At 46.1% G+C, this 17586-nt stretch carries 8 protein-coding genes; 4 read left to right on the top strand and 4 right to left on the bottom strand.

All coding sequences use genetic code 11. From position 1 onward, the window contains the following. The coding region (locus QUB16_RS27055; protein WP_333320940.1) for a condensation domain-containing protein at nt 1-2275 on the bottom strand (2275 nt) is incomplete at its 3' end. A 152-nt stretch (nt 2276-2427) separates the two neighbouring features. On the opposite strand from QUB16_RS27055, the gene QUB16_RS27050 reads away from it, so the two are divergent. Next, nucleotides 2428-3537 (top strand): alpha/beta hydrolase, encoded by a 1110-nt coding sequence (locus QUB16_RS27050; protein ID WP_333320938.1) that lies wholly within the window; start codon nt 2428-2430, stop codon nt 3535-3537. Between the two features lie 76 nt (nt 3538-3613). Here the strand turns inward: QUB16_RS27050 and QUB16_RS27045 are convergent, their stop codons facing one another. After that, nucleotides 3614-4711: a HAMP domain-containing sensor histidine kinase gene (locus tag QUB16_RS27045; RefSeq protein ID WP_333320937.1), complete on the bottom strand. Its 1098-nt coding sequence runs from the start codon at nt 4709-4711 to the stop codon at nt 3614-3616. 407 nt (nt 4712-5118) lie between these two features. After that, the gene (locus tag QUB16_RS27040; protein WP_333320935.1) at nt 5119-8454 is read right to left on the bottom strand and encodes an amino acid adenylation domain-containing protein; all 3336 of its coding nucleotides are present in this window, start codon (nt 8452-8454) and stop codon (nt 5119-5121) included. Nucleotides 8455-9264: 810 nt separating this feature from the next. On the opposite strand from QUB16_RS27040, the gene QUB16_RS27035 reads away from it, so the two are divergent. After that, nucleotides 9265-11037, top strand: coding sequence for a DMT family transporter (locus QUB16_RS27035; RefSeq protein WP_333320933.1), 1773 nt, complete (start codon nt 9265-9267; stop codon nt 11035-11037). Between the two features lie 163 nt (nt 11038-11200). Here the strand turns inward: QUB16_RS27035 and QUB16_RS27030 are convergent, their stop codons facing one another. Continuing rightward, nucleotides 11201-13195: a bifunctional serine/threonine-protein kinase/formylglycine-generating enzyme family protein gene (locus tag QUB16_RS27030; protein WP_333320931.1), complete on the bottom strand. Its 1995-nt coding sequence runs from the start codon at nt 13193-13195 to the stop codon at nt 11201-11203. Between the two features lie 503 nt (nt 13196-13698). Between QUB16_RS27030 and QUB16_RS27025 the strand changes: the two genes are divergently transcribed. Together QUB16_RS27025 and QUB16_RS27020 are read left to right on the top strand one after the other, a co-directional pair. Beyond that, the gene (locus tag QUB16_RS27025; protein WP_333320930.1) at nt 13699-13977 is read left to right on the top strand and encodes a hypothetical protein; all 279 of its coding nucleotides are present in this window, start codon (nt 13699-13701) and stop codon (nt 13975-13977) included. A 958-nt stretch (nt 13978-14935) separates the two neighbouring features. Beyond that, on the top strand, nt 14936-17431 hold the full coding sequence (locus QUB16_RS27020) for an ATP-binding protein (protein ID WP_445251171.1): 2496 nt from the start codon (nt 14936-14938) through the stop codon (nt 17429-17431). Nucleotides 17432-17586: the final 155 nt, after the last annotated feature.

The following is a 17586-nucleotide window of genomic DNA, read 5'->3' as shown; positions in this document are numbered from 1 at the left end:
CATCCACCAGGGAATAAATTCCCTGGCTCATAGCTGAAGTCGGCTGAAGCCGACTGGAAACTTGTCCTCCTTCAGTCATCTTTAGATGGTGAATTTTATCATCTGACTGTGTTTCTAAATTTTGCACTTCGCCATCATCCACCAGGGAATAAATTCCCTGGCTCATAGCTGAAGTCGGCTGAAGCCGACTGGAAACTTGTCCTCCTTCAGTCGTCTTTAGACGACTTTCGCTATTAGACAGGGAATTTATTCCCTGGCGGGTAAGCAATACTGACACTTGAGCATCTTTTAGCATAAAACTCGATCGCTCAGCAGGATAGCTCGGATCTAAAATTAAGTAAGCTCCTCCCGCTTTCAGGATACCCAACATCCCCACAATCAGATCGAGCGATCGCCCGCAGCAAAGCCCGACTAAAACTTCCGCCCCAACCCCCATTTTTTGCAGATAACGTGCTAGTTGGTTGCTGCGGAGATTTAGCTCTCGATAGGTGACTTGCTCCTCTCCAAATACCAGCGCCACCGCATCCGGTGTCCGATCGGCCTGCATTTCAAATAGCTGATGGATGCACAAATCTTGCGGATAATCCGCCTGAGTATTGTTGCATTCAACTAACAAATGATAGCGCTCTTGGGCGCTCAAATATTGCAAGTTTGCTATGCGCTGTTCGGGATTTGTGACAATCCTTTCTAACAGAGTTTGAAAATGCCCGATCAGGCGGGTAATCGTAGCTTCATCAAATAAATCTGCGCTGTAAATAACCATGCCGCTGATGCCCTCGGAGCTATCAACCCACAGCTTATTGCTGGGCGATTGGTTGCTTCCCGAGCTGTTGGGCGATCGCTCCCACAAATGAAACTCCAAATCAAACCGCGCTGTACCCACATCTAACTGCTGCGGGCTGAGTGTTAATTCTGGCAATTCTAACCGATTCCCCGGCGCGTTTTGCAGCGCAAACGCCACCTGAAATAAGGGATTTTGGTTCAACGCGCGATCGGGGTGCAGTTCTTCCACTAACTTCTCAAACGGCAAATCTTGGTGAGCGTAAGCTCCTAATGCTACCTCTTTGACTCGGTTTAAAAGTTCCCGAAAAGTTGGATTTCCCGACAAATCTGTACGCAGCACCAAACTGTTGACAAAAAACCCGATTAATGCTTCAATTTCACTGCGGTTGCGATTGGCGATCGGCGAACCTACAACAATATCTTCTTGCTGGGCGTAATGGTAAAGCAACGTTTTAAAAGCTGCCAGCATTGTCATAAACAGCGTCACTCCTTCGCGCTGGCTCAACGTTTCTAAAGCCTCGCTCAGTTGTTTTGGCAGTTGCAAAAATTGCCTTTTGCCTCGGTAACTTTGAATTGCTGGCCTGGGTCGATCCGCAGACAAATTTAGCATAGAAATGCCGTTTAACTGCTGCCGCCAGTAAGCAAGCTGCGTTTCTAAAACTTCCCCTTGCAGCCATTCGCGCTGCCATTTGGCAAAATCAGCATACTGGATCGACAAAGCCGGTAAAGGCGAAGGTTTTTCGCTAGCAAATGCCGTGTAAAGTGCGCCTAATTCCTGAATTAGCACTCCGATAGACCAACCATCGGAGACAATGTGGTGCATATTCAGCATTAGTAAATATTCGGCATCATCTAACTGCAACAATGTGACTCGCAGCAACAAGTCATTGGACAAATTGAAAGAGCGTTGAGCTTCTTGGGCGGTGAGCCTGTTTGCTTCAGTTTGTCGAGATTCCTTTGGCAAATTTCGCAAGTCCACTACATTAATCGGGAGGTGGAAAGCAGCAGCTATTCTCTGAACAGGTTGGCCCGAAACTACTGCTAAAGTCGTGCGTAAAGCTTCGTGGCGGCGCACAATTTCATTGAAGGTTTGTTGCAGCGCCGAAAAATTGAGCGAACCTGTCAAACGCAATGCTGCGGGAACATTATAAAAAGGATTGTTCGGTACTAATTGGTCGAGAAACCACAAGCGCTGCTGTGCAAAGGAAAGCGGTAGATTTCCGTCCCGCCCCATAGGAACAATCGGTGTAGGAGTGAAACTAGAAGTACGATTAGCTGCTTTTAAAAATGAAATAATTTCGGCTTTTTTATGAGAAATTTCGGCCCGTAGTTCCGGTGTAATAATTCCTTCGGGAGCGTTGCAGCGCAGGCGCTCGCCCTCAACAAAAATATTAATATCTAGACTGCGAAGGTAAGATAAAAACTCAACTAACTCAACCGTGACCGAATCTCTTGCATTTGGCGATGAACTCGATATTTTTTGATCGGGCATTTTGAGTCATCCTGTGATTATTTTTGCAAATATAAAAGAAATTCTACCAGCGCACAAATTAAGAGCTTAACCGATCGCTTGCTTACTGTGGCCTAACCTGAGTATGATTCTGTTTAAATCCGCAACCAAAATCCTACCCAAGGTTTCAGCTTATGCCGTTCATGCCCTTCAATTTCCTGTTCCTATGGCTGGTGGGACTGCTGTCCGTCGGGGTTCTTGGCGGAGGTATATACATTATTTACGAATGGTACATGGGCGCACTGGTAGGGATTTCCTACTTAGTCAGCGGAGTCTTGATGCTTCTTTGGTCTGTTGGCGGCCGCTTTATCAGTTTGCCGCTGTTCCGCCGCCCCGGTGCTGACGAACCCAAGCCGACGCGGACGGGTACGGTGCAGCGGGTAGAGAGGCCTGATGGCACTATTTTACAAGTAGAATTCTACGGCCCAGAGGACGGACAGCCGATTATCCTCTCGCACGGTTGGGGGCCCAACAGTATGGTTTGGTATTACGCGAAACGGCAACTAACCGATCGCTTCCGAGTAATTGTTTGGGATCTTCCAGGTTTGGGAAAATCCACTCGACCAAAAAACAGCGACTACTCCCTAGAAAAATTTGCCCGCGATCTCGAAGCCGTCATTGCCATAGCAGGAAATAAACCTGTTATCCTACTCGGACACAGCATCGGCGGCATGATTACTCTAACATTCAGTCGGCTTTTTCCAGAACTTCTCGGTAGTCGAGTAGCTGGTTTAATTCTGGTAGATACCACTTATACTAATCCTCTCAAAACCGCTATTTTTAGCGGTTTATTACGCGCTTTGCAGAAGCCGCTGCTCCAACCTATGCTCTATCTCACCATAGCTCTTGAACCCATTATGTGGGGAATGACTTGGCTGAGCTATCTCAATGGTTCACTGCACATCAGTGTAGAATTATCGGGATTTAAAGGCACTGAAACGCGCGGTCAATTAGAGTTCTCAGCTTTTTTATCAGCCTTGGGTTCTCCCGGCGTTCTCGCTCGCGGCACACTGGGAATGCTCAAATTTGACGAAACAAAAACTTTGCCATCAATTGACATTCCTGTGTTGGTGATCTGCGGCGATTCAGATATTGCCACTACCCCCCCAGCTAGCCTGCGAATGAAAGCAGAATTACCTCAAGCAGAGCTAGTTACTATACAGAAAGGAGGACACATGGCATTAATAGAACACAACCAGCAGTTTGCAGATGCTGTCAGGGCATTCTGCACTGAAATTTCCTGACCAAAAATGTGAGTTAAAATTTTGTAGGTTCTGGCTGGGGATACCCTATTTTTCTTCTTAGTCTTAATGTCTCGAACTAAAGAAGAACTTTAGGTAAGTTGATAATAAAGCTTGTCCCCTTGCCCTCTGCACTTTCAACCTCCAGTGTCCCTTTATGCGCCTCAGTAATATTTTTTGCTAAAAATAATCCTAATCCCCAGCCGGTTTGCTCCTCGGCAGAAATGGTTCGACGAAATTGTTGAAATAGGATGGATTGAGCATCTAGGGCGATCGGCTCGCCTTCATTATGGATAGTCAGGCCGATCTGCGTTTGGGTTTCCTGGAGCGTGAGTGTAATCGGCGTACTAGGCGCACCATATTTCACAGCGTTAATTGTTAAATTTTCAATCACCCGCCGTATTTCTTTTCGACTGCAATAGCTCGTGATATCAGAATCACAGACCACAACAAACCGCTCTCCATAGGTGAAGATCAAATCTTCTACTACCTCTTGGACTAGCATCACAAAATCGCATTCTTCAAATTCAATCTTTAAGCTCTGCCCTGCCCGCAGCCGACTCGCATCCAGCAGATTTTGAATCATCGAATCCAGCCGATTGATCGCACCGAGCATCCTCGCCGCCACATCCATGTGGGTATCTCCTCGTTCCAGCCGCCGCAGCATCAGTTGAGTTCCCATTTTTACGACATTGATGGGATTTCTGAGGTCGTGAGTTAGCGTCACCATAAATAGTTCTTGAATATCTCGCAGCGTTTCGGAGAATTGAGTGGCCGCGTCATTAACGGCTTGCTCAATGGAGCCGATAATAATGTCTCGATCCCGCACTCCTAAAGGTGCTTCTTCCTCTAAAACTTGAAATATTACTTGACGGAGGATCTGATACTCGAAAATGAGTTGACTCATAGAGTAGTCAGCATATCCCGCCCGTTCATGCCCGTGCTTCTTGCCAATCCTGGTGCTTTCTACCTCGTCGGCTGTGATTCGGGCAGGTGTCCTGTCAATTCTGTTTGAGAGTTCATCTACCAGTTGGTTTAAGTACAGAGGTAGCGAATCTTGCAAGACAAGAGAGTCTTGATGCGTTGATGCACCGACTTCATCGCGCGCCCGCTTCTCCCACATCCGCATAATTTTTTCAGAATTTTGTTTAAGACGGTCAGACGCTTCGTTGGACATCGTTTCTGATTTTCTGGATGAGTGGCTGTTGAGAGAAGATTTTCTCCCTTATTTATAATGCCCCGCAAGCAATCTTGCAAGTATATAGGCAACCTCAGCCTTTAGGAGGTTAACAAGTAACAGGTCTAAATCTCCTCGTGAAACAGGCTTGAATATCAGTTCCCATTGCGGTAATTTCTACCGACAGACAAATGCCAATTTCACACAACAATCAAAATCCTCCCGCAATTATGTAATACCAATTTAATGTGAAGTTGCACATATCTCGATCCCCCTAAATCCCCCTGATTGTTGGGGAGTAGGGGTTGACTTTGACCAAGCTCTTGTCCACCCCCTACTCCCCCTTATTAAGGGGGGCTAGGGGGGATCGGATTCTATGCAGCCTCATAAAAAATTGGTATAAGGCTTTAAAATTCCACATCTTCGCGCTCATTTTCGTCAGTTCTGGGAGTATCCAAACCAGTCGCAGCCCAGCGCATTGTCTCAATGTATTTTGCCAGACTAGCCACAGTCGGAGCCTCAAACAAACTGCTGACCGATAACTCGACTTGCAAAGCGTCTCGGATGCGAGAAATCAACTGAGTTGCTAGCAGGGAATGCCCGCCTAGCTCAAAGAAATTATCGTAGATACTAACCTGCTGTTTTCCCAAAACTTTAGCCCAAATTTTCCCGATCGCCTTTTCGAGATCAGTCCGAGGTGCTACATAATTTTCTGTTATATCCTCGCTCTCTGTATCTATATCAGGCAAGGCGCGGCGGTCTACTTTGCCATTAGGAGTCAGCGGCATATTCTCCAACACTGCATAAGTTGCAGGAACCATATATCCTGGTAACTTTTCTTTCAAAAATTGGCGCAAGTCACTTGACTTAAGATTGGGAACTTCTAAGTTTTTATTAATACCGTCAGGAATAACATAAGCTACCAAATGTTTATCGTCGGGGATGTCTTCCCTCACAATTACTACTGCTTCGCCCACTTGTGGATGCTGGCACAAAGCGGCTTCAATTTCTCCCAATTCGATGCGGTAGCCGCGAATTTTTACTTGGTCGTCAACGCGGCCTAAAAACTCGATATTGCCGTCAGCTAAATAGCGACCTAAATCACCTGTTTTATAAAGACACGAACCAGATTTATTGCTAAAAGGATTAGGAATGAAAGCAGCAGCAGTTAAATCAGGCTGGTTGAGGTAGCCTTTCGCCAATCCGTCACCGCCGACGTACAATTGACCTATAACACCGATCGCCACCGGCTGCAAATCCGCATCGAGGAGATAAATTTGCGTGTTGGCGATCGGGCGGCCGATGGGGATAGATGTTGCGGTTTCGGGTACATCTTGCACGCAATAATAAGCCGAAAAGGTGGTATTTTCTGTCGGGCCGTAAACGTGAATTAATTTAGTTGTTGACTTTTGTTTGAGAAGTTTTTTAACCCATCTCATATCGACCGCTTCTCCGCCAAACAGCAAGCAGCGCAGCGAATTAAAAGCTTGCGGTAAAACTCTAGCAATTTGTTGAAATAAGGCAGTTGTTAAAAACAAAACTGTGATGCTTTGTTGGCGCAGTTCTAAGGCTAAATCGTGAGGCGAAAGGGTAATATTTGTGCTAATTCCCACGAGTTGAGCGCCGTTAAGCAAGGCTCCCCAAATCTCGAATGTGGCTGCATCGAATGAAGCGTTTGATGCTTGGGCCATTTTATCGGTAGGTTCTATTTTTATATAGTTGGTGTTGAGTACCAGCCGATTTACTGCTTTGTGGGTGACAGCAACTCCCTTGGGTTTTCCTGTTGAGCCAGATGTGTAAATAACGTAAGCTAGGTTGTCTGCTGTTACTGTGTTGGCGGGATTTTCGGCGCTTTCTTTGGCTATGTCTTCCCAGTCGCGATCGAAGTAAATCACCGAGTTTGAGAAGTCTCGGAAATTCTCAATCAATTTATCCTGAATTAGCAAGACTTTAACTCGAGCATCTTCCAGCATCAAGTTTAGCCGATCGCGCGGATAGCTCGGATCTAACGGTAGGTAAGCTCCTCCCGCTTTCAGTATAGCCAACATCCCGACAATTAGGTCGATCGATCGCTCTGCACAAAGCCCCACTAAAACCTCCGCCCCCACGCCCAGTTTTTGTAGGTAGCGCGCCAGTTGGTTGCTGCGACTGTTGAGTTCTCTGTAAGTGAGGTTTTGGCTGTCGAAAGTTAGGGCGACATCCTCCAAATGCTGCCGGGCCCGCTCTTCAAATAACTGATGAATGCACTTATTTTGAGGATAATCTGTCCGAGTATCGTTCCATTCTTTGAATAATTGATTCACTTCATCCTCGCTCAATAAAGGTAAGTTAGCAATTCCTTGTTCGGGATTAGCAACAATGCTTTCCAGCAGCGTTTTAAAATGCCTCAGCATTCGGGCGATCGTAACTTCATCAAATAAATCTGTATTGTATACAGCTAATCCTCTGAGCCCTTCCGCATCTTCCCACTTTTCGCCGTATCTGTTCCTAAACTTATCCGAAGCTTCCCACAAATGCAGCTCTAAATCAAAGCGGGTTGTTAGAGTCTCCAAATGAAAAGAACTCAACTTTAATTCTGGCAATTCTAGCTCGTCCACAGGCCCATTTTGCAGCCCGAATACCACCTGAAACAGCGGGTGGCGATTCAACGATCGCTCTGGGTGCAATTCCTCGACTAGCTTCTCAAAAGGCAAATCTTGGTGAGCGTAAGCTCCCAGGGTTACTTCCCGCACCCGGCCCAAAAAATCTCGAAATGTCGGGTTTCCCGAACAGTCTGTTCGCAGCACTAAAGTATTGACAAAAAAACCGATTAATGCTTCGATTTCGCTGCGGTTGCGATTGGCGATCGGCGAACCGACAACAATATCTTCTTGCTGCGAGTAGCGGTAAAGTAATGTTTGAAATGCTGCGAGCACTGTCATAAATAAAGTCGCTCCTTCTCGCTGCGAGAGCGCTAAAAGTGCGTCCTTCAGCTTTTTAGGCAGTTCTAAATATTGAGTTTTTCCCCGATAATTTTGCCTAGCTGGTGCAGGGCGATCTGTGGGCAAATTTAACACAGAAATCCCGTGCAATTGCTGCCGCCAATAAGCAAGCTGAGTTTCTAATACTTCACCTTGCAGCCATTCGCGCTGCCACTCGGCAAAGTCGGCATATTGAAGTGATAATTCTGGGAGGGGAGATGGCTGTTGATTTATCAAAGCTGTATAGATAACCTCCAGTTCTCGAATTAGTACCCCGATCGACCAATCATCGGAGGCTATGTGGTGCATATTTACCAAGAGAATATGCTCGGTTTCTGTCAGCCGCAGGATGGTGACTCGCATCAGCGGCCCGGTGGATAAATTGAAAGGGCGAAGAGATTCTGCTGCAGAGAGTTTCTTTGCTTCTGTTTGCCGTTCTTGTTGCGGCAAATCTTGCAAGTCTAATACTTTTAAATTAGTCTTAAAAGCGGGAGAGATTATCTGCACTGGTTGGCCTGATACCGCTGCAAAAGTGGTTCGCAAAGTTTCGTGGCGCTGTACTATTTCGTTGAAGGTTTGCTCTAAGGCTGTTAAGTTGAGGGAACCAGTTAAGCGCAGCGCTGTTACTACATTATAGAAAGGGTTTTCCGGTGCGAATTGGTCGAGAAACCACAAGCGCTGCTGGGCAAATGATGCCGGAAAGACAAACACTTCGGCTTCTGAGGAAATATTCAGTTTTTGTATATCCTTTGTAAAGGAATTGTCATAAATTTCGGAGGCCATATCTGTTGCTCTTAGGGGATGGGATGTGTTAATTTTTTGAGGCGTGGGGTTGTTTTTTGACCGACAGCATCCAGGATACAAGCCCGCGGATTCATCCGTCCAGAAATAAAAAACCTGTATCCGAGAAACTTGCCCCCCGAATTTATCCGTGGGGTCAAGGCTTCAATTCTAAAATCTAAAATCTAAAATCTAAAATCGATTGACGGTGCGATCACCTCTTAAAACTTTCGCGAGCAAAAGATCGGAACCTTTAATATAATAAATCTGGGTGCGGGAGTGCGGGAGAGACGCGGGCAAAAGAAACGGGGTTTCTGCCTGCTGGATCGAGTTATCCATTGAGGGGCTAGGAGTGCCACCCCCCAATCAAATTTAGTCGCGGAACGGGCTCTTAGGTTTGTGAGTCGGGTGCAATCGGGTGAGTTATATGCGAGAATTACCGGGAGCAATTCGTGGAGAGGTCAAGCTGTATAGCAATCCTCAATGATTTGTGTAATTCTTGTAGGGGCGAAACCCACGCCCGGTTGCCCCGATGCAGGCTGGGGTAGGCACTCTTAGCACTACCCCTACATATTTTTACAACTGATGCGAGGATTGCTATAGTATGATTTCTAATTGCACAAAGTGTTCTTGGGGGGATTAAGAGCGGGATAGCTTTGCTTCACGCAATTTTCTCACATTTGTAGCTTAGCGACTACTATTGATTCAACAGTGTCCGCAATTTCTTAGATCAACTCACTAGAACTTGCGGCCTGATTTGGCAAAATACTTAAGAACAGTGAACGTGCAGTTTAAATTAGAGGTTATAGGCTAATGGCGCAGCGGAACGTATACTCGTCAAAGGACGAGCCAGAGGAAGTACAATCAGCAGAAGAAGTCCTCCACTCAGTAATGCAAGAACTGGACGCTTTGCATCAAAATGTCAAAGGTCAGTTAAATCAAGACATTACTCGGCTGCAAACTGAAAAAAATCACCTGATTGAGGATATTGAAGACCTGCGGGAGCAATATCGCAAATTGCAGTCTCAGCAAATGGAATCTCTGTCGGGGCGATACATTCAGCAGCAGCAATTGTGGCTGAAGCAGTTGGCTCAAGTTTTGGCTCACAATTTGCAGGATTTGTTGGTGCAGCGGTTCAACGAACTCAGCGCTAACTCTGGAAATTCTCTCAGCAGCCCTATTCCCAGCGGCGAGTTCCCGATACCCCTGCCGCCAAGCAACTACGACGAACGCGCCTCGCAGTTGCTGGCGGCGCTGGATGAAAGGATCGATCGCAGTTTCCAGATGCTGGAACAAGATTTAACCAGTTACGAAAGCGAGCTTTCCGTGCGGCTCAACAACATGAAAACCCTGGAACTGCAAGGGGAAGAGCTGTTACAAAATCTCGTAAACCGCATCAGGGAAGAACTCGAAGAAGAAGAAGCATATCTTGAGAATCCTTTCGATGCTCAAGATTCCTATGTCGAAGAATCAACTAATTCTGTTAATTCTGTCCGCCCGCAACTTCTGCAGCCAACACCTGTGGAAAGGCCGCGGGAATCCGTACCGGCACCCTCTTCAGCGCCTGCTGCAACCGCTAAAGCACCTTCTGTACAGACAGGTTTGGTGCTGGCTTTGTCTTCGGCGGTGGTATTGTCACTATTTAATGTTTGTTTGAGAATTCTGATTAAAGGCAGAAATCCTCGGGTGGTTTTTGGCTTGTTTGAATTTCCGGGGGTGGTGACTCCCGGTTTTGGCAATTCTTTGTTGATTTTGTTGATGCGACTGATTGTGGTGATGGCTTTGATGCCGATATTGGCGACATTTCTGTATCCTTCTGTGTGGAAAGATATTAGACGGTTGTTCCAGTCGGGCGATCGAGCTTTGTGGAGCAAGGTTTTAGGAAGCGCATTTTTTCTGTTTTTGTCTCAGGTTTTGATTTATTTGGCGATCGGCAATATTCCAGCGGGGATTGCGATTACGATTTTCTTTATTTACCCGATCGTCACCGTACTGGGTTCTTGGATCTTGTTTGGCTCTCGCCCTAGCAGAGTCGGCTTTTTGGCGATCGTCGGGATTACCGCAGGTCTGATTTTAGCTGGCTGGCCGAGTTTTGCGGCCCCAGCTCCGGGCGGCGGCAATGTCGGGGTGGGAGTCACGGCGGCACTGGCTTCTGGGATTACCTTTGCAGGTTACGTATTGCTGACGCAAATGGCCGCGGGCAAGCTGCACCCAATTCCTTTTAGTTTAGTTAATTTCGCCGCGATTTTTGTATTTTCCTCCCTGAGTTTGTGGGTGCCGCTGTCGGAAAATTTTTCTCCTAAAATCGACCAAAATGTTTGGCCTGGTTTGATTATGGGAGGCGTTGTTTTAGGGGTGCTGACCCTGTTTAGCTATCTTTTGAATAATTTTGCCATCCGGTTTGCGGGGGCCGCATTAGCGTCAGTAATTGGCACTTTGGGGCCGGCGATGACGGCACTTTTTGCGTTTATAATTATCAATGAGAATTTGCAGCCTGTGGCAATTCTCGGCATGGCTGTGGTGACATTAAGCGTGGCTGCTATGAGTGTGGAACGCATAATGGCTCCTCAGAAGAAGGCTAGTTAAGGCTTGAATTTGGGTGATCGGCCATTCCCAAACCCGGTTTATTCAAGAAACCGGGTTTCTCAATGCCGAGACAAGATCAATAGGCTTATTGCATACATCTTTGATTAATAGGGAAACGGTAGAGTCATTTCAAGATAGGAGAAGGAATGCCTACAATTGGAGTTTAAACAACAGAAAGAACCACTCGAAAACCCACAATACTAGCCTTACAATCCGGCTGATATCTGAGGCGACACGCGCTGCGACAATTCGGAGGATGATCGTTCCAAGAACCCCCCCGCAACAACCTCAGCGAAGAGTCCCCGTCAGACTCCCAAACGCTACCATCGGCAGGCGCACCGTTATAATTATTGTGCCAAGAATCCGCGCACCATTCCCAAACATTTCCGTGGAAATCGTACAATCCGAAAGCATTGGGTTTAAAACTGCCAACATCTGTCGTTTGAAAGCGATAAACTCCCTTCGGCGCGTCAGCGTAATTAGAATTTCCGTTGTAATTTGCTAACTCGCTGGTAATCGTTTCCCCAAAGTGAAACGGCCCCGTAGTTTGCCCCCGGCAAGCATATTCCCATTCGGCTTCGCTAGGCAAGCGATAACGCTTACCAGTTTTTCGAGAAAGTCGATCGCAAAACTCCACTGCCTCGTACCAAGATACATTTTCTACAGGTCGATTTGCACCTTTAAAACGGGCTGCATCGGGATTGAGAAATATTTTAATTTCCGGCAGCGCCGCAACTGCTGTCCACTGGGCCTGAGTGACTGGAAATTTGCTAATATAGAAAGAGCCTAAAGTTACTGGGTGCTGCGGTTTTTCGTCGCTGTCTCCCCGCTCTTTTGGAGAACCCATGAGGAAAGTACCGCCAGGAACAGATACCATTTCCAGCAGTGTACTGCTACCAAGAGGTTCTTCAAAAAAACGCGCTTTGCCGCTGTTAACATTAATTTGCTTCCCGCGCTTGTCTACTGTCACCACCTGAAATTCAAAAGTGCTTTTGACAGCAGCAATTCTCTGCGAAGCCTTGTTCAATGGCGGAGTAGTGTTGGATTTTTTCCTCGGATTGACAGAGATATTGCTGTTGATTTGCCCGCTTTGATTGAGCGGGGTATTGATGGCAAGTTGTCCTCCCTTTGTCCGAAAAGAATTTAGAGTAAGTTGTCCTCCCTTGGCACAATGGGGTTGGGGAGGTAAAGAATAGAGATTTAAAGCTTTGATTACTTCATCAGCAGATTGATATCTATTTTTGAGATAATCTTGAATTAATTTGTCTAAAACATTTGCCAACTCGCTGCTGATTTTTGTGCCGGCTGGCAACCGTTCTCTCCAAATCCAGCCGCCGTTTATCGGGTCATAAAGGTCATCGGAACCGTCAATTTTTGGCAAACATTGAGTTAGCAGTCTCAGGCAAGTTATTCCCAAACTGTACAAATCGCTGCCGGGGAAAACTTGACCGCGCATTTGTTCTACCGGCGAATATCCGGGCGTTCCTACCGTCGTGCCTACTTTGCTCATCAGGGAGCCCGTCACTTGTTTGGAAATGCCGAAATCTATCAAAACTAACTCTCCCCGCCCTCCCCTTCGGAAAGCTGAATTCCGAAAATTTCCCGCCTTTGGCAGGGAGGAGTTAACAGAGGTGCGGCGCCGCATGATATTCTCAAGTTTGATGTCTCTGTGAATGACATGGCGATCGTGCACAAATTTCAAAATCGGCAGTACATCTGCCAGCAACTGCCAAATTTTTTCTTCGCTAAAAGCACCCTGCTGAGTTAATTCTGCTAGTAAAGTTTGCCCCTCAATCAACTCTTGTACTAAATAAAGTCGCTTGTCTTGTTCAAAATAAGCAATTAATCGAGGAATTTGGGGATGTTCACCGAGTTCGTAAAGTCGTTTCGCTTCTTCTTTAAACAATTGTGAGGCTTTTTCAAGTGCTGAGGTTCCTTGAAATTGGGGTACAAACTGCTTGATTACGCACGGATCGTCCATGCGATCCGTATCTACCGCTTCATAAGTTCTGCCAAATCCCCCTTCGCCCAACAGTTGAATCACGCGGTAGCGGTTTCTGAAGAGAGGGTTGAGGCCTTGCGATCCGCAACTTTGACAAAATTTAGAGTTGTCGGGATTGAAAGGATGAGAACACGTGGGATTAGAACAGTAGAACATATCTGGGAAGAAATGATCCGGTTAAGGTTATGATATATCTTTTTGGCGCTCTTATGGAATACTAACAATTAATAATTGGTTATTGACAATTGACGGTAGGGTGGACATTACCCGCCGCTTGTGTCGCCGCAACGGAGAAAGTAGAAGGCAGAATTTAAAACGCCAATTAATCCAAATAAAGCAATTTGAGGGCAAAAAAATCCAGCGCGATCGACCGATTTTAGCAACCAGCTTACCGCCGATATTCGTCTGGGGATCTTGGTAATTTCTTTACAGGGGCCAGTATAGTACAACTTGGCGATCGCCCAACCAAAAAGCGCACTCAAATAACTCTCCCACTAGAAACTAAGAAAGCGATTTCAATAAGCAATTCCCTCGCTTCATCGGGGTGTAATAATTCTACAAGCTCGATCGTCTTTAAAGGCGATCGGGTAATTTCCAGCTAAAATGTCATATTTTTGCTGCTTTCACCAATTTTGTAGTTCCGCTAAATAACTTTATTTTTGAACATTTTGACCAATAAAATAAGTAATAAAAATAGACCACAGCATGATATTGACACTATTGTTTCGGTGATATTTGGTGATATAAATATGATAAATCCCTCATCTTTAATTAAGGCAGAGAAGCTGGAGACACAAAATGGCATGAGATATAACCTGAATGCCTGCCAACGAGCTCTTTTGCCTTTACTAGAAGAAACACTTAGCATCAGACCCGTACCGATTACAGCACTTATACCAATTGAATTGAGCCATATCTTGACCGAAGGATCAAAATGAAAACAAACTACTATAATATACCAAATGAGATAGCACCAGAGAATAGCTTTATCTAATTTGATTTCGTAAAGATATTGAATCAATCCTTTCATAGGTTTAAAAAGGCTTTTACCTTTTCATTTTTTTTGATGAAGGCAACCCGGTGGATTGAAGAATTAGGGATGGAGAGCAAAAGAGTCTTATAACGAGACACAGCGATTATTTTGAGCTCTCAACCATGTCGCTCACCGATTTTGCAGAGTGCTTTGCCAGAAACAGATTTCATAGAGATAACTCAATTAACTTTTTTTCCGGTGCAAGTTCATTTGGTTGATTGACGACTTCAACTCAACCCTGAACAGCATCTTCAAGCATCTATAACAATTGTTCATAACTCTCTCTCTATGTGTGACCACCTGGAAGTGCTGGAACTGAGCCGCACCATAGGCCATCTTCTTGCCAGATAATCGCCTTAATCTTCATGGTTAATCTATAATAGCTATCTGAAGAGGATTTTAGTGCATCGCTTCAAAACTTGCTCCCGCGCGATCGCCTGCAGGTAATTTAGAAGTATTGGGTATTGAGTATTGCGATCGCTAGCGAACGGCACATTAAACAAAGTGAAAAGACTCAATAGAGTCTGTGTCAACTGAGATATTGCACCATTCTCGCTCTCACAGGCTTTTGGGCCTGTTCCACAAAAAGTTAATTTTTTTGTGGGCCTTTGCTCTTCTAGTCCGCCCGTGAAAGGGTTAATGCAACTTGTGCAAGATATCTGTTCCAATGAGTTGTTGCGATCGAGAGTGCGATCGCTAGCAACCTCAACTCATTGCCTCAATATTTGACTGCTACATCAGATCGACTTTAGAATTTTCATCTCTAGAAGGAAACACTAGGTATTTGTTTTTTATTGAGAGTAAAAATTGCAATTGTATCACAATAGGATTACCCCTATCTGCTTTTTATGGAAATAGATCGTGTGCCATTTCTAAATCGCCTCCGGCGTACCATGTCCTCTGCAGAAGCTTGGGGGTTTAGTGTGGTTGGATATCTGATGTGGTTTAACTTAGCCCCGTTGATGCAAGCAGAAATTGGCTCTGCATCGCTGTTGGTCTGGATTCCTGGTGTGATCGTCGGAATTCTGTTTAACCTTCAAGTTCAGAGTTTGGGTGAGAAATATCCAGATGTATCTGGGGGAACACCAAATTACATCACGCGATTGCTCGATCGTTACCCTGCCCTTTCCCGCTACTTGGGGATTGCCTACTTCTTGGGGTGGGTTTCCTTTCCGCCCATTAATGCGATCGTCATCACAAATTTGATCCAATTCCATTTAGAGCCGATGGGGCTGAGTATTCCAGAAAAAGTGTTTGAGATCGGTTTTACTGCGATCTCTTACTTTTTAGCATTCAGTGGCACCCGTGCCGTCGCCATTCTGCACCTCTTTTTTATCTTTCCTTCGATCGGCTTTTTACTCCTCTTCTGCGTTCAGGGTTTAGGCTGGCTTGCCTTGGAGCCCCAAAGTCCCGGACTCTTGCCCAGCAGCATTGATGCCATCAGTGTCCATGACTGGCTGAAATGGTTCTTGTTTGCAGCTTATAGCTTCTATGGCTGTGACACAGCTTCATCCTTTGTAGCAGACAGTCTCCACCCAAAAGACACCCTCAAGGCGCTGTCTTGGGTTGCCTGGTTCATGCCTCTGGTGTTTGTGGGTGGCACTTTAGTGTTGGTGCAGTTGGCAACCGCTGCCGGTTTAGAAGGCAATTTGTACGGCAAATTCCTGGTTGCTGCCAAGCCTTTCTGGGGAGACGCTGCCCCTGTCATCGTCACATTGCTGGTTGCCGCTAGCTGTTTGTTGGGATCTGCGACTAGCGTTTGCAATACGCCCCGCATCCTTTTTCAACTCGCGCAGGATGGGCTGTTGTCTCCAGTGTTTGGCGCAGTGTCCCGTCGGGGTGCCCTAGAACCCGCGCTGCTGCTAACCTTTATCTGTAGTTTAGGATTTTTAGTATGGGGCAACACCACTCGAATTGTCGTGGTGTCAGGGGTGAGTTTTTTCATTTCTATCATGGGGTTCCACTTGGGGCTGTGGATGCAGCGCAAGGATCCAGTCGTGCGTTGGGGGCGACTATCCTTAGCATTACTGGTGGTGGAGTTCATTTCCCTGGTGGTGGGTGGCGTTGCCTGGGGATGGATGGATTTTGGTATCGGGTTGCTGTTGCCGTTAGCACTGATAGCGATCGACGCTGCAATTCGGCGGATTCCTTGGGCATATGTGCATTTACCGTGGTGGGATCGACTCCATACCAAGCCAGTAACTCCTCCTAAAAATGAATACTTTGTGGTGCTTCAGGTCGCAATTTTGATTGCGCTGATTTGTGGCACAGCGACGATCAGTTGGCTGATTCGCTCCTGGCTGCGGGTAGAAGCCGGAACCAACAATCCCTATCTGCTAATTATTGTGTTGATGACACTGGCATTTGTGGGAGTAGCAATTGCTTGCTGGACAAGTCTGCCCCAAGTTGCTGCGATCGAAGAACTAGCAATCTCCTCAACCGCGCAAGCTAAAGAACTGGAGACAACCCTAAACGAACTGAAAAAAGCTCAGATGCAAGTTATCCAAAGCGAAAAAATGTCAAGCTTGGGGCAGTTGGTTGCGGGAATTGCCCATGAAATCAATAACCCGGTCAACTTCATCCACGGTAATCTCACCCACCTAGACGAATATACCCAAAATCTGCTGGAGATGATAGAACTCTATCAACAGCGCCATCCCAGCAACGATCCAGACGTGCAAGCAATGGCAGAGGAAATCGATTTGGAATTCCTCACTGAAGATATCCAAAAGATAATTTCATCTATCAGGGTAGGAACTGAGCGAATTCGCGGTATTGTCCTCTCGTTGCGAAACTTTTCTCGCATGGATGAAGCCGACTTCAAAGATGTTGATATTCACGAGGGAATTGAAAGTACATTGCTGATTTTGCAGCACCGGCTCAAAGATAAACCAGAGTGTCCAGGCGTGGTAACGATCAAAGACTATGGCACTTTGCCCAAGGTGGAATGTTTCCCCGGACAACTCAATCAGGTATTCATGAATATATTGGTCAATGCCCTGGATGCCCTAGATGAGATGAATACTAAACGCTCCTATCAGGAGCTTAAAGACACCCCGAACCAGATTACGATTCGGACTTCTGTGATTGACAATCAATGGGTGGAGGTGGCGATCGCTGACAACGGAATCGGTATGCTAGACCCAGTGAAGCAGCGCATTTTTGATCCCTTTTTTACCACCAAAGCCATCGGTAAAGGTACTGGTTTGGGGATGTCGATTAGTTATCAAATCATTACTGAAAAACATCGCGGTAAAATCAAGTGTTTTTCTACACCTGGCTCAGGCACTAAGTTTGTGATTCAGATCCCGATGCGGCAACAGACAATTTCACCATTCCCGATCGCTGCTCAATCTTAACCACTTCCCATTCAGTGCAGCCCTCAAACAAAGCATCGTACAGAATTGAAGAGCGATCGCTCTTCTGGTAATTTTAAATTAGGAATGAGAATTAAATAATTTCCACAAGATTGTGGGATGGGCGTCCCGCCCGTCCAAAAAGGACGGGCGGGACG

Source organism: Microcoleus sp. D3_18a_C4 (genome assembly GCF_036702415.1).
Lineage (GTDB): Bacteria > Cyanobacteriota > Cyanobacteriia > Cyanobacteriales > Microcoleaceae > Microcoleus.
The sequence above is the reverse complement of the archived record's forward strand: the minus strand, read 5'-3'. Positions and strand labels throughout refer to the sequence as shown.

Bases quoted from the DNA above. Each gene is read 5' to 3' on its own strand.
- QUB16_RS27050 (WP_333320938.1), top strand. From the start codon at position 2,428: ATGCCGTTCATGCCCTTCAATTTCCTGTTCCTATGGCTGGTGGGACTG.
- QUB16_RS27045 (WP_333320937.1), bottom strand. From the start codon at position 4,711: ATGTCCAACGAAGCGTCTGACCGTCTTAAACAAAATTCTGAAAAAATT.
- QUB16_RS27040 (WP_333320935.1), bottom strand. From the start codon at position 8,454: ATGGCCTCCGAAATTTATGACAATTCCTTTACAAAGGATATACAAAAA.
- QUB16_RS27035 (WP_333320933.1), top strand. From the start codon at position 9,265: ATGGCGCAGCGGAACGTATACTCGTCAAAGGACGAGCCAGAGGAAGTA.
- QUB16_RS27030 (WP_333320931.1), bottom strand. From the start codon at position 13,195: ATGTTCTACTGTTCTAATCCCACGTGTTCTCATCCTTTCAATCCCGAC.